The organism is Nocardia sp. IFM 10818 (assembly GCF_054655275.1).
Genome location: NZ_BAAHJH010000001.1, coordinates 7,736,590 through 7,749,195, shown reverse-complemented (window position 1 = coordinate 7,749,195; position 12,606 = coordinate 7,736,590). Strand labels below are relative to the sequence as shown.

General features: G+C 68.1%; 15 protein-coding genes. 7 read left to right on the top strand and 8 right to left on the bottom strand.

Going from position 1 to position 12,606, the window contains the following annotated elements; genetic code table 11:
- Positions 1 to 41: 41 nt before the first annotated feature.
- The 3 genes from ACYQ5L_RS35815 to ACYQ5L_RS35805 all read right to left on the bottom strand — a co-directional run bounded on the left by ACYQ5L_RS35815 (position 42) and on the right by ACYQ5L_RS35805 (position 962).
- A complete protein-coding gene (locus ACYQ5L_RS35815) occupies positions 42 to 311 on the bottom strand; it encodes a hypothetical protein (RefSeq protein ID WP_459962637.1) in 270 nt (89 codons plus the stop codon).
- 152 nt (positions 312 to 463) lie between these two features.
- On the bottom strand, positions 464 to 667 hold the full coding sequence (locus ACYQ5L_RS35810) for a hypothetical protein (protein ID WP_459962636.1): 204 nt from the start codon (positions 665 to 667) through the stop codon (positions 464 to 466).
- 61 nt (positions 668 to 728) lie between these two features.
- On the bottom strand, positions 729 to 962 hold the full coding sequence (locus ACYQ5L_RS35805; RefSeq protein WP_397014559.1) for a BldC family transcriptional regulator: 234 nt from the start codon (positions 960 to 962) through the stop codon (positions 729 to 731).
- Between the two features lie 225 nt (positions 963 to 1,187).
- On the opposite strand from ACYQ5L_RS35805, the gene ACYQ5L_RS35800 reads away from it, so the two are divergent.
- Complete coding sequence (locus ACYQ5L_RS35800; RefSeq protein ID WP_459962635.1) at positions 1,188 to 1,496, top strand: DUF4229 domain-containing protein; 309 nt, start codon at positions 1,188 to 1,190, stop codon at positions 1,494 to 1,496.
- Positions 1,493 to 2,578 (top strand): L-cysteine desulfhydrase Cds1, encoded by a 1,086-nt coding sequence (gene cds1 / locus ACYQ5L_RS35795; protein WP_379204588.1) that lies wholly within the window; start codon positions 1,493 to 1,495, stop codon positions 2,576 to 2,578. Before ACYQ5L_RS35800 ends, cds1 begins: the two co-directional genes overlap by 4 nt.
- Before the next feature lie 37 nt (positions 2,579 to 2,615).
- On the opposite strand, the gene ACYQ5L_RS35790 is transcribed toward cds1, so the two are convergent.
- The gene (locus ACYQ5L_RS35790; RefSeq protein WP_459962634.1) at positions 2,616 to 3,488 is read right to left on the bottom strand and encodes a helix-turn-helix domain-containing protein; all 873 of its coding nucleotides are present in this window, start codon (positions 3,486 to 3,488) and stop codon (positions 2,616 to 2,618) included.
- A gap of 139 nt (positions 3,489 to 3,627) precedes the next feature.
- Between ACYQ5L_RS35790 and ACYQ5L_RS35785 the strand changes: the two genes are divergently transcribed.
- From ACYQ5L_RS35785 to ACYQ5L_RS35770, 4 genes are all read left to right on the top strand, one after another.
- Positions 3,628 to 3,915, top strand: a complete 288-nt coding sequence (locus ACYQ5L_RS35785; RefSeq protein WP_459962633.1) for a hypothetical protein — start codon at positions 3,628 to 3,630, stop codon at positions 3,913 to 3,915.
- A gap of 81 nt (positions 3,916 to 3,996) precedes the next feature.
- The gene (locus tag ACYQ5L_RS35780; RefSeq protein ID WP_459962632.1) at positions 3,997 to 4,218 is read left to right on the top strand and encodes a helix-turn-helix domain-containing protein; all 222 of its coding nucleotides are present in this window, start codon (positions 3,997 to 3,999) and stop codon (positions 4,216 to 4,218) included.
- Positions 4,218 to 4,805: a Clp protease N-terminal domain-containing protein gene (locus tag ACYQ5L_RS35775; RefSeq protein ID WP_459962630.1), complete on the top strand. Its 588-nt coding sequence runs from the start codon at positions 4,218 to 4,220 to the stop codon at positions 4,803 to 4,805. The genes ACYQ5L_RS35780 and ACYQ5L_RS35775 overlap by 1 nt, the downstream gene beginning before the upstream one ends.
- A gap of 59 nt (positions 4,806 to 4,864) precedes the next feature.
- The gene (locus tag ACYQ5L_RS35770; RefSeq protein WP_459962629.1) at positions 4,865 to 5,251 is read left to right on the top strand and encodes a phage holin family protein; all 387 of its coding nucleotides are present in this window, start codon (positions 4,865 to 4,867) and stop codon (positions 5,249 to 5,251) included.
- Positions 5,252 to 5,286: 35 nt separating this feature from the next.
- On the opposite strand, the gene ACYQ5L_RS35765 is transcribed toward ACYQ5L_RS35770, so the two are convergent.
- The gene (locus ACYQ5L_RS35765; RefSeq protein ID WP_459962628.1) at positions 5,287 to 6,156 is read right to left on the bottom strand and encodes a 1,4-dihydroxy-2-naphthoate polyprenyltransferase; all 870 of its coding nucleotides are present in this window, start codon (positions 6,154 to 6,156) and stop codon (positions 5,287 to 5,289) included.
- Between the two features lie 74 nt (positions 6,157 to 6,230).
- A complete protein-coding gene (locus ACYQ5L_RS35760; RefSeq protein WP_459962627.1) occupies positions 6,231 to 6,686 on the bottom strand; it encodes an SRPBCC family protein in 456 nt (151 codons plus the stop codon).
- A gap of 79 nt (positions 6,687 to 6,765) precedes the next feature.
- On the opposite strand from ACYQ5L_RS35760, the gene ACYQ5L_RS35755 reads away from it, so the two are divergent.
- Positions 6,766 to 10,545, top strand: a complete 3,780-nt coding sequence (locus ACYQ5L_RS35755) for an AfsR/SARP family transcriptional regulator (protein ID WP_459962625.1) — start codon at positions 6,766 to 6,768, stop codon at positions 10,543 to 10,545.
- Positions 10,546 to 10,655: 110 nt separating this feature from the next.
- On the opposite strand, the gene ACYQ5L_RS35750 is transcribed toward ACYQ5L_RS35755, so the two are convergent.
- Together ACYQ5L_RS35750 and ACYQ5L_RS35745 are read right to left on the bottom strand one after the other, a co-directional pair.
- Positions 10,656 to 11,495 carry an ABC transporter permease gene (locus tag ACYQ5L_RS35750; RefSeq protein ID WP_459962624.1) on the bottom strand — a complete coding sequence of 280 codons (840 nt, stop codon included), beginning with the start codon at positions 11,493 to 11,495 and terminating at the stop codon, positions 10,656 to 10,658.
- The gene (locus ACYQ5L_RS35745; protein WP_459962623.1) at positions 11,492 to 12,502 is read right to left on the bottom strand and encodes an ATP-binding cassette domain-containing protein; all 1,011 of its coding nucleotides are present in this window, start codon (positions 12,500 to 12,502) and stop codon (positions 11,492 to 11,494) included. The genes ACYQ5L_RS35750 and ACYQ5L_RS35745 overlap by 4 nt, the downstream gene beginning before the upstream one ends.
- Positions 12,503 to 12,606: the final 104 nt, after the last annotated feature.

Genomic DNA, 12,606 nt, shown 5'->3' with positions numbered 1-12,606 from the left:
GGGCCCATGTCCGCGGGGATTCGGGTCGGAGCCGGAGGGGCTCAGAGCGGATCGATGCCGAGATCCGCATTGGCCAGTTTGATCGCCTCCCGGGTCTCCAGGGTCGCGCGCGAGCGATCCCACTTCCGGTTGTCGGTGGCATTGTCCTGGGCCACTCGCGCCTGCATGGGTTCGATTTCCGGGTCCGGTGGCGGGCCGGTGCCGGAGGCGAGGCGGGCGGCTTCGGTTTCGCGGCGGTCGTCGCGACGGGCGGCGGCGTGCTGATGGCCCTGCTTGCGGCGGGCGTCCTGGGAGAGATTCGGCTTTTCCATCGAGCTGTACCTTTCGGTCGCGCGTATGGGCGATCTCAGTATGCGCCTGGAAAAACCAGTCCGGTCGGTTTCTTAAACGAGAACGTCCCCCTGCACCCGCGGTCGAGCGGGTAAGGGGGACGTCTCACATCTGCCGCCGGTAGGCGAGCGATTCAGTTCTGGCTGGATTCGCCGTCGCGATGCTCACGAGAGAGCTTGCGCAGGAAATCCGGATCGTCCTCGGGACCGATAACGCGGTTCCGGCGGGGGGATGCTGACCCGCTGCCGGTCGGTCGCTGAGGTCCGAAAGCCTTCCAGCACAGCACCGCGACTGCCACGATCGCGATGAGTGCCAACAGGTACGTCACGTCGCTCACCTCCTGCCAACGAGGGTAATCCGTGTCCGTACCCGCGGCACCGTAGAACTTGAAATGGGGGTTACACGCGGGTCGCCTCGGTGGTGAGGGACTTGAGCAACTGCATGACTTCGGATTCGCGGAATCGGCGGTGCCCGCCCGGAGTACGCAGGGAGCCGAGGCGTCCTGCGTGTGCCCAGCGGGTCACGGTCTTCGGATCAACATGGAACAGGGCTGCCACCTGGCCGGGGGTGAGCAGGGTGTCCTGGCCGTTGACGGAACCCATTACGCGGCTCGCCGCGGTGAACGCAGTCATTCGCAAACCTTTCCGTATCGACAGATCCCTCATCAGTAGCGACATCGTTGCACTGCTACCCCCTGGTGTTCGAACAGTCTCGATTTGGTAAAGAGGAAGTAATAGACAAAACGGATATCCGTACTGTGTTTACCGTCACTAAAACAGCCGCTGTAGCGAACATTCAGCGACTTTTCCGGAGAGGGTGCGGGGAATGCCCGAATCGCCGTCACCTAGGCTGTCGGCGTGAGTGACGCACCCCGGCCCGAAGGTGCGGGCCGCCGCCTGGCCCGCGATATGGCCCTCTACACCCTGGCCCGGCTCGCCTTGGTCGCCGTCATCGCGGCCGTCATCATGGGCGTGGCCGCAGCGGTGAACGTGGCCGTTCCGCTCATTGTGGCGCTGCTGTTCGCGCTGCTCATCGCCATGCCGCTGTCGCTGGTGCTGTTCAAAAAGCTTCGTACGCAGGTGAACAAGGACATCGCCGTGGTCGACGCCAAGCGCCGCGCGGACCGCGAGGAACTGCGGAAACGTCTGCAGGGCGGTGACGCGTGAAGCGCTGCGATCGCTCCACTCCGCGCGACTGGGTCGACAATGCGGTCCGGCTGATCGACGCCGACACCCAGCGCAGCGCCGATACCCACCTGTTGCGCTACCCGCTGCCCGACGAGTGGGGCATCCAGCTCTATCTCAAGGACGAATCCACCCACATCACAGGCAGTCTCAAGCACCGCCTGGCGAGATCACTGTTCCTGTACGCGATCTGTAACGGCTGGGTCACGGAAGGCACCACCGTGGTGGAGGCTTCGTCCGGTTCCACCGCCATCAGCGAGGCCTACTTCGCGAAACTGCTGGGCCTGGACTTCGTGGCCGTCGTACCGGCCAAGACCTCCCCGGAGAAGCTCGCGCTCATCGAGGCGCAGGGCGGGCGCTGTCATCTGGTCGACAAGGCGCCGGACATCTATACGGAGGCAGCGCGTTTGGCGGCCGAATGCGGCGGCCACTATATGGACCAGTTCACCCACGCCGAGCGGGCCACCGACTGGCGGGGCAACAACAATATCGCCGAATCCATCTTCCAGCAGCTGGCTTTGGAAACCCATCCGGTGCCGGAGTGGATTGTCGTCGGCGCTGGTACGGGCGGTACCAGCGCCACTATCGGCCGCTATATCCGCTACAAGCGGCACGCCACCCGGCTGGCCGTGGTGGATCCGGAGAATTCGGCCTTCTACGGCGGTTACGAGCTCGCCGATGCCGGCTATCAGACCGGAATGCCTTCGCGGATCGAGGGAATCGGCCGCCCGCGGGTGGAGCCCTCGTTCGTCGGCCAGGTGGTCGACTGCATGCTCGAGGTGCCCGACGCCGCCTCCATCGCGGCCGCGCGGCATGCCTCGCGGGTGCTGGGCCGCCGGGTCGGCGGGTCCACCGGCACCAACCTGTGGGGAGCATTTGCCCTGATTGCCGACATGATTGCGGAGGGTCGCACGGGCAGTGTGGTGACCATGCTGTGCGACGGCGGGGACCGTTATGCCGGAACCTATTTCAATGACGAATGGGTTGCCGGTCAGGGGCTGAGCCTGGCGGAACCCGAGTCGATCATTGCCGAATTCATCGCTACCGGTACTTGGTCGGGCTAGTTTCCGCACGGCGTGGCGATGGGGTGAGAACTATCGATCACCCACCCAATTGTTTGCCATCAATTTGCTGAAGTGGTTTCGTCGGCGTCGGATCATCCGCCGCCGCGTTGCTGCGCGGCCGTCGGCGCGCATCTCCCGATGTGTTTACGGGGCTTGACATGGCGGGCCGTTCCCGCACCACCGGGCGCGTTATCGCCGTCGGCTGATCGACGCTCGTGGCGAGATACAGCGACCAGGACTGCAATCCCGAGGCACGCCAGTTGTTCACTCGCAGCTCCCGGATGGCCAGCGTCTTCGGATCGCGCACCAGCGCGGTGGGGTTGTCCCGGCTGGAGGCCACGGAATCGCTCTGCCAGGCCGCCCGGAATTCCGGACTCACCAGACAGGCGTCGATGATCTCCCGCGCCCGCTCCTGCTTGCCGGTGCGCGCGATCTGGAGCCGGAACCAGCTCACGGCCACGCTCGCCTCGCCGGTCCAGTCGAGCAGGACCGTGCGGGCGATCGGGTTGAGGAAGATCCACTCGAGGGCGTTGACGCCCGGATCCAGTTGCGGGAAGACCTCCATGAAAGAGGCATTGACCGCCAGGATGTCCAGCAGTGCGGAGACGTAGGTCGCCGGCTTGGGGTTCAGCAGTTCCAGGTACTCGAGGTCGGCGGCGGTGGGGTGATCGAGTTCGACCCGCGGCGCCGGGCCCTCGGCCAGGATGAGCGCGTACTCGAATTCGGCGGGCTGCAGTTTCAGTGCGTCGCTCAGGGATTCGATGACGCGCCGGGAGGGGGTCGCGCCGCCCTCGATCTTCGTCAGGTATGGGACGGAGAGGTTGGCGAGCCATGCGAGCTGCGGGCGGGTGAGGTTGGCGGTCGTGCGGCGCTGGCGAATGTACTCGCCGAACGTGGGAACTCCATCCATTATTAGGGTGACCTTACCTGTATGGCTGTTAAGTACAAGCGCGGTTGCCCACCGACCCACGCACGGTCGTGCGACGAGGAGGTGCGCGGTAACTCGTTCTGCTCCAATAGTTTGAAACAACAACGAATCAGGAGTCGAGTTGGGTCAGCATCCGCGATCGGTCGTCGGTGTCAGTGTCACGGTGGGGCCCTGGGTGATTCCCGCGGGCGGCGGCGTGGCCCGGCGGACGCAGCGGGGCGAGATCGCGAACCCGTGGGAGCCTGCGGCCTGCGGGCTGTACCGGGATCGCGACGGGGATATCTGGGAGAAGGAACCCGGCGGGTGGCGGCTGCGGTTGCAGGGCGGCGTCCCGGTCGACCCGGACACGCTGTGGGACTGGGCCGATGGCCACGTCCGCGATTACGCGCCCTTCGTGCCCCTGGGCTGATCCTTCCGCCGACGGCGAACATCCTTCCGATCGTGTCAATTTTCGTTGACGCACTCCGAATGTCAACGTAAATTGACATGCATGAGTGAAGCAACGACTCTGGCGGCCGCCGCGGGCAGCCCCGACCCGCAGGTCGGACTGCGCGCGGTCCTGGCGCTACGCCGGCTGCTCGAGCGGCTCGAGGCCATTCAGGTCACCAATGCCCGGCAACAGGGCTGGTCCTGGCAGGCCATCGCGGACGCGCTCGAGGTCAGCAGGCAGGCGGTCCACCAGAAGTACAACCGGAAGGGCGGTATCCGCTGATGTTCGAACGATTCGACAAGGCAGCCAAATTCGCCGTGGTGGGCGCGCAGGAGGAGGCCCGCGAACTGCGCGCGCCGTCCATCGACGTCGAACACGTGCTGCTGGGCGTGCTGGCCGCGCCCGACACGGGCTTGACGGCACTGCTGGGCGAGCACGGGCTCACGGCCGCGGGCATGCGGGAAGCGCTGGCGCGCAAGCGGACCGGCGAACCTCTCGGGCAGGAGGACGCGGAGGCGCTGCGCTCCATCGGCATCGACCTGGACGCCGTGCGGGAAAGCCTGGAAGCCACCTTCGGCGAGGACGCCCTCGACCGCGCCGTCCCGGCCGGCGAACCGCGGCGCGGCTTCTTCCGCGGCGGCAAGGGGATGAACTTCGGGCACATCCCGTTCACCCGGGACGCCAAGAAGATCCTGGAGCTGTCGCTGCGCGAGGCGCTCGCCCGCAAGGACGACCGCATCGAGGCCGGGCACATCGTGCTCGCCATCCTGCGCGCCCCGAATCCGGTCACCCGGAATCTGCTCGGCGACGAGACCGCGGTGCAGGGCCTGCGCGCAGCGGTCGGGAAGCATCTCGATCGCGCGGCCTGAGCCGGATCGGGGCGTGTGCTGCCCGGCCGCGAACCTGATCTCACCCTACGATCGAGCTCATGACGCTCATACTTCGTCTGCTCATCACCGGTGTGGCCATCTGGCTGGCGTCCGAATGGGTCGACGGGATCTCCATCGTCGCTCCCGAGGATCAGGACAGCACCACCGGCAAGATCATCGTGATCGCGGTCGCGGCGGTGATCTTCACCATTGTCAACGCCCTGGTGAAGCCGCTCGTGCAACTGCTCTCACTGCCGCTGGTGATCCTCACCCTCGGCCTGTTCCTGCTGGTGATCAACGCCCTGATGCTGTGGCTGACCTCGGTGATCACCGAGACCACCAGCTACCAGTTGCACGTGGACGGATTCTGGGCGGCCGTGTTCGGCGGCATCATCATCTCCATCGTGAACTGGGTGCTGGGAGTGCTCGTTCCGGAGAAGGCCTAAGGGGGTGTGGGGGCTCAGCCCCCACATACCGGGCGTCAGCCCAATGCGAGCGCTGCCCCCGTGGCGATCGACCACACCAGCAGCGCCAGGCCCGTACCGGCGAGGGCGGGAATCAGACCAGGCCCGTTCTTGCCGGTGCGCACCGGCTCGTTCGCCTTGACGGCGAGCGGCAGCGCCACCAGCCCGGCCAGCGCCCACGGGGTGCGGGCCGCCAGGGTCAGCGTGGCCACGTACGGGATCATGATCAGCGCCAGATGCAGTGTGCGCGTGCGGCTGTCGCCGAGGCGCACGGCCAGGGTCGTCTTGCCGGTCACGCTGTCGGTCGGGATATCGCGCAGGTTGTTGGTGACCAGCACCGCACTGGAGAACGAACCGACCGCAACGGCGCACACCAGGCCCGCCCAATCGACCGTCCCGGCCTGCACGTACTGGGTGCCCAGCACCGCCACCAAGCCGAAGAACACGAATACCGCGATCTCGCCGAAACCGCTGTACCCGTACGGGTTCCGGCCGCCGGTGTAGAACCAGGCCCCGGCCAGGCAGGCCGCGCCCACCAGCAGCAGCCACCAGGCGGAGGTGGCGGTCAGCACCAGCCCGATCACCGCGCCCAGCGCCAGGCAGCCGATGGCGGCATTGCGCACCGCGGCCGGACTGGCCAGTTTGGAACCGACCAGGCGCAGCGGGCCGACCCGCTCGTCATCGGTGCCGCGAATACCGTCGGAGTAGTCGTTGGCGTAGTTCACGCCGATGATGAGGGACAGCGAAAGCAGCAGGCACAGCACCGCTTTCCACCAGACCGCGCCATCGATCGATGCGGCCGCCCCCGTCCCCACCAGGACCGGGGCGATCGCATTCGGAAGTGTGCGCGGCCGAGCGCCCTCGATCCACTGTGCAGCTGTAGCCATGACGGCAGCCTAGTGCGCGGTTCGGTGCGGGGGCACGCTCAGGAGCCGCGCCCCGCCCCGACGTGATCACCGGCTCAGGATTCCGCGGCGGCCTTCAATTGCGCCAGGCCCTTCTCGAAGTCCTTGCCCACCAGCCTGTCCATGGGAACGAGCTTGCCGAACAGGGCCTGGGCACCGGTCTGCTGCCCGGTCATGCGCCAGGTGACCTCGGTCCCGCCGGCATCCGGTCGGAACTCGAAGGTGACCTGGTTGGTGGCCCGCCACGGCTTCTCGAAATGCAGTTTGATCCCGATGGCGTCGTGCGTGGCGGAGGTGATCTCCATATCGCCGCGCCCGGCCTTGCGGTTGCCGCTCCAAAAATAACGTGCGCCGATGCCCCGATCGGCCCCACTGTAGACGCGCTCCATATTCGGGTCCGTGTCCTCCCACGGCGACCACTTCCGCCACTGGTGGAAGTCGTCGATGAGGGCTTGGACCTGCTCCGGTTCGGCCTTGATGACCGTTTCCCGGTGGATGTCGAATTCGGCCATGCACAAAGCGTATGCGACCGGGCCGCCGGAACCGGCGAATCCGGCAGTGCTCGCACCGCTCACCTACGATTGGCGAGGAATGTATTCGCGAACAGGCAGCTCCAGCAGCGGTAGCGCCCGCCTCGCCGCTGGCGATCCGGTCCTCGTGGGCCTCCTCGGCGAGATCGCCCTGCGCCGCGACGGCGCGCTCACTCCCGTACCCGGAACCCGCTCGCGCCTCCTGCTCGCCGCCCTCGCCACCCATCCGGGCCGCAGCCGCAGCGCCCAGGTCCTCATCGACGACATCTGGGGCGAGGACCCGCCCCGCGCCCCGATGAACGCCCTGCACACCCAGGTCTCCCGGCTGCGCTCGCTGCTCCCGGACGGCGCCCTGGAAATCGGCCCGGCAGGCTACCGGCTGCAGCTCGCCCCGGAACAGGTCGACGTGACCTTGGCCGAGCAACTGGAACAGGGCGCGCGCCAGGCCGACACCGCCGGTGACCACGACACCTGCTTGGCCCTGATCGCCGCCGCCCATGCCCTCTGGCGCGGCGATCCGGCCGCCGACCTGCCTCCGGGTCCGGTCGCCGAGGAACTGACCCGGCTCGCGGCAACGCGCCGCCGCGCCCTGCACGCTCTGGAACTGAACGTCCGCGAAGCCTGCGGCGACCTCCCCGGAGCCCTCGACCTGGCCCGCCGCGCGGTGGCCGCCAACCCCCTGGACGAGCCCGCCCACGCCACCCTCATGCGCGTACTCGCCGCCTCCGGTCGCACGAACGAGGCCCTGGAAGTATTCGCACACCTGCGCGCCCGCCTCTCGGAGCAGCTCGGCGCGGATCCGGGCCCCGCTCTCGTCGCCCTGAATACCGCCATCCTGCGCGGCGAGCCACTGCCGGGCGCCCGGCCGCGCCCCCGAACCGGTCCGGGCACTCCGATCAGCGCGAGCAACCCGGCAGGACAAGGGCATTCGACAGCACCGGGAGCCACACCGCACACCGCCGGACCGCCCGCCGCGGCGGGGGCGGGCCCCCGGGCCGGTATCGACCGGCCGGCGGGCCGGGGCGCTTCGGCCTACCCGGGCGGTGGGGCGGAGGTCGGCCACTCGTACGGTTCGGGCGACGCGGCCGGATCCGGCGAGCCCGCAGCCGGGATGGCCGGTCGCGTCTCGGGTTATGCGGCGGGGCAAGTCGATGCGGCCGGGGCGAATCACTTGCCAGGCGAACGTGATTCGGGGTCCGCGGCGGGCGCGTCCCGGACCGGCGCGTGGGCTGTCGGTGCCGTGGATCGGAGCTATCCTGCGGCCCAGAGCTATTCGGGAGAGCCGGAGCGGACGGCGCAATCGGCGGCCGAGGGGGCGGCGTGGGCGGTGGGGTTGCGGGCGGCGCCGAATCCGCTGCTGGGGCGGGAGGGGGATCTGGATGCGCTGGAGGAGTTGCTGCGGAATTCGCGGGTGACGACCGTGCTCGGGCCGGGCGGGACCGGGAAGACGCGCGTGGCCAATGAACTGGGGGCGAGGCTGGCGCGGGAGAAGTCGGTGGCGCTGGTCGAGTTGGCGTCGGTGCGGGCGGATCCGGGTGGGGGTGAGCGGTCGCGGGGTGAGGTGGAGGCGGCCATCGGGGTGACGCTCGGGATCGGCGATCTGGGGCGGGATGCGAATGTGCTGCGACCGGTCGGGGCGATCGATTCGCGGCGGCGGTTGCGGGATGTGCTGGCCTCGCGCCCGATGCTATTGATTCTGGACAACTGTGAGCATGTGATCGAGGCGGTGGCGGAGGTGGTCGCGGATCTGGTGGGGGTCACCGATCAGCTGACCGTGCTGACCACCAGCCGGGCGCCGTTGGAGATCACGGCGGAGGCCGTTTATCCGTTGCCGCCGTTGACCATTGATCCGGCTGGATCGCCCGCCACCGAGTTGTTCGCGGCGCGGGCGCGCGCGGTGCGACCCTCGGTGCGGCTGGATCCGGACGTGGTGGCGCGGCTGTGTCACACCCTGGACGGGCTGCCGCTGGCCATCGAATTGGCGGCGGCGCGTGTGCGGACCATGAGCGTGGAGGAGATCGAGACCAGGCTCGAGCATCGGTTCGCCTTGTTGCGCAGCGGGGATCGCAGTTCGCCGCAACGGCATCGCACCCTGCACGCGGTGATCGAATGGAGCTGGAATCTCCTCGACGAACAGCAGCGGGTGGCCTTGCGCCGCTTGTGCCGGTTCCCCGCCGGGTTCACCGCCGCCGCGGCCGAAGCGGTTGCGAGCGGCGACAGCGCAACACCTTTCACCGACAGCGATGTGGCGACGGCGGTGGACGGCCTGGTGGGGCAGTCGCTGTTGACCGTGCTGGAAGTCGATACCGACGCGGGTGAGGGCGTGCGCTACCGCATGCTGGAGACGGTGCGCGAATTCGGTGAGGAACAGCTCGCGCACACCGGCGAGGCACAACTGGTGATGGACCGGATGACGGCCTGGGCCAACAGCTTCGCACTCGACGCTGCCCGGCGATATCCGACCGATGAACAACTGCCGGCCATTCTGTCCACCGGCGAGGAGATGGACAATCTGGTCGCGGTGCTGCGCTACGCCCTGGACCGGCGCGATACCGGCACCGTGCACACTGTCTTCCCGGTGCTGGCCGCCCTGTGGGTGATGCGCGGCGCACACCTGGAATTGATCAGCTGGGGACCGCGCCTGCTGACGGTGCCCTTACCCCGGAGCATGCCCACCCGGGAGCAGGCGCAGCTGTGGATGTTCGGTCAACTGGTCCTCGGCCTGCACATGATCTACATGGAGGAAGAGGGCACCCGCGGCGTTGCCGCCGTGCGTGCGCGGATCCGGCGGCTGCTGCGCTCTGACGCGCCACTACTACCGGTCTTCCGGTACCTCGGTGAGCTGGCGATCCTGCCCATCCCCGCCGGCGGCCGGCAGGCGGCCTGGAAGCTCGGGGAAGGAGCTCGCTCCGACGACCAGCACACCCGGGTGGCGGCCCTGCTGTTGCGTGCCAATATGCGGGAGAACGCGGGTGACGTGTACGGATCCATCCGCGACGCCCGGCACGCGCTGGAAGCCGGTATCGCGGAGGACATCTGGGGCACGGCCATGGTGAGCCAGCACCTGGGCAGCATGTACGGGCAGTCGGCCCGCTACGCTGAATCGGTCGGCTACTACCGGCGCGCGGCCGAGACGATGCTGACGCTGCGAGCCTATGAGGAGAGCGTCGAGTTCCGCAGCCTGCTGGCCTTGTCGCTGACCGGAATGGGCGAGCCCGCGCAGGCGCGCCGCGAACTCGAACCCGCGATGGGCGTGGTCGGAATCGAACCGTCGCGGGACTATTCGGTCGCCGAACCCCATCACCGGCGGGCCGCGGTGGTGGCGGGACTGGCGGAAATCGAACTGGCCGAAGGCGATATCGAGGTCGGCCTGCGCCGGTACCGTAGCGCGCTGGTGCTGCTGGGCTGGCCGTACGGGGCGGTCGCCCCCGGCCCCGGGGACATCATGCTGGCCGCGGCGGCCGTCGGTGCGCACGTGCTGTACGGCCGGGCGGATACCGTTTCCGAATTGGTGTGCGAGCTGGTCGATCTCGCGATGCGCCGATTGGTCCTGCTCTGGGATCTCCCGCAGATCGGCGGCGTGGGTTGCGTGATCGGCTCGTACCTGCTGGCCACCGGCGGTGATCGCGAGTTCGGACTGGAACTGCTGGCACTCGCGCCGAGAGCGTTCGCCCGCCAGGACTATCCGTCCATGCGCCTGCAACGGCATCTCGACCTGCACAGTCCCGCGGTGGGGGCGGATGCCATCGCCGAGACGCTGGATGCGGCCGCGTCGTTCGGCCGCCGGGCAGCAGCCGAACGAATCATGGAGCTGCTCCGCGAATTCCATGCCACGCGCTGACCGCCACCGATGAACGCCACGTACTGAGGATCGTCCGTGCAAACGAAGCCCGCCCACCGTTTCGGTGGGCGGGCTTCGTTTTTCGGGTCAGACTCGATTCTCGTGCGGGATCAGGCGCGGCGCATATAGGCCCGCACCGTGAGCGGTGCGAAGATCGCGATCACCACGACCGAGCCGATCAGCGACCAGCCCAGGTCGGCGGTGACGCCGACGCCGTTCATGAGCGCCCGGCAGGCATTGACCATGTAGTACACCGGGTTCACGTGATTGATCGCCTGCATCCAGCCCGGCATGGTGGACACCAGTGCGAAGGCGCCGGACATGAAGGTCAGCGGGAACATCACCATCATGGAGATGCCCTGCACGCCGGCGGCGCTCTTGCCGGTCACGCCGACCAGCGCCCAGATCCAGCTGACGGCGAAGGAGCACACCACGACCACCAGACCGGCGGCCAGCACGCCGAGCGCGCCGCCCTCGGGGCGGTAGCCGATGGCGAGGCCGACGATCACGGTCAGCACGGTCGCGATGGCGTAGCGCACCATATCGGCGACGAGCGCTCCCGCCAGTGCCGAAATACGGGCGATGGGAAGGGATTTGAAGCGGTCGAAGACGCCCTTGTCCATATCTTCGCGCAGCTGGGTGCCGGTGACGATCGAGGTGAGCACCACCGTCTGCACCAGAATGCCCGGGATGAGCACCGGCAGATAGTTCTGCACGCTGCCGCCGATGGCGCCGCCGAAGATATAGGCGAACAGGGCCGTGAACAGGATCGGCTGAATGGTGACGTCGAACAGCTGTTCCGGATTGTGCTTGATCTTCAGCAGGCCGCGATAGGCCATCGTCAACGAGTTGGCGACGGTCTGGCGCAGCGGAATGTGATTGGAGACCTGGGGAATCGGTGCGGCGGCCGCATGACGCCCCGCCGCGGGTGCGGTGACAGTCGTGGTCATGCCGCGCTCCTTTCGGTGTTGTCGTTCTCGTCGTCCGCGCCGTGGCCGGTCAGGGCGAAGAACACCTCGTCCAGGCTGGGCTTGGCGACATTGATCTCGTCGACCCGGATATCGTGCTCGCGCAACCGGATCAGGATGTCGGTGGTGATGGACGGATCGGGCAGGGGAGCGGTGATGCGGCCGGCCTCGGGGCTGATGCTCGCCTCGACGACCTTGCCCTCGGCGCGGGACAGGTACTCGCCCACCAGGGTTCGCGCCTCCTCGATGCGCGCCCGATCGGCGAGGGTCAGCTGCAGGGCCGACAGCCCGACCGAACCCTTCAGTTCGTCGGAGGTGCCGTCGGCGATGACCCTGCCGTGATCGATGACCGCGATCCGGTCCGCCAGCTGATCGGCCTCGTCCAGATATTGCGTGGTGAGCAGCACCGTCGAACCCTCCCCCACCAGTCTCCGGATGGTCTCCCACATCTGGGCGCGGGTGCGCGGATCCAGACCGGTGGTGGGCTCGTCCAGGAACAGCAGCGGCGGGTGCGCGATGAGGCTGGCGGCCAGATCCAGCCGCCGCCGCATACCGCCGGAGAAGTTCTCCAGGGCCTTGTCGGCGGCCTCGGCCAGGCCGAACTCCTCCAGGAGCTCGGCCGCCTTGCGCCGGGCATCGGCCTTGGACAGGCCCAGCAGGCGCGAGAAGATGATCAGGTTCTCGGTGGCCGAGAGCTTCTCGTCGACCGAGGCGTACTGCCCGGTCACGCCGATCAGCGAGCGCACCGCGGTCGGCTCGGCGACCACGTCGCGGCCGAAGATGCGGGCGCTGCCGCCGTCGGGGCGCAGCAGCGTGGCGAGCATGCGGATGGTGGTGGTCTTGCCGGCGCCATTGGGTCCGAGCACGCCGTACACGGCCCCCCGCGGCACCGCGAGGCTGACGCCGTCGACAGCCCGCTGCTCCCCGAAGACCTTGACCAGCCCGTCCGCCTCGATGGCCAGGGGCTCAGCAGGGTTGTAAGAAGTCATGCCGAGAACTGTGCGCTCTGGATCTTGCACGCCCCTTGCACCACTGTTGCACGCCCGCGCAAGCGCCCTGACCAGGGTCGATGCCACGCGCCACGGCGGTGGCC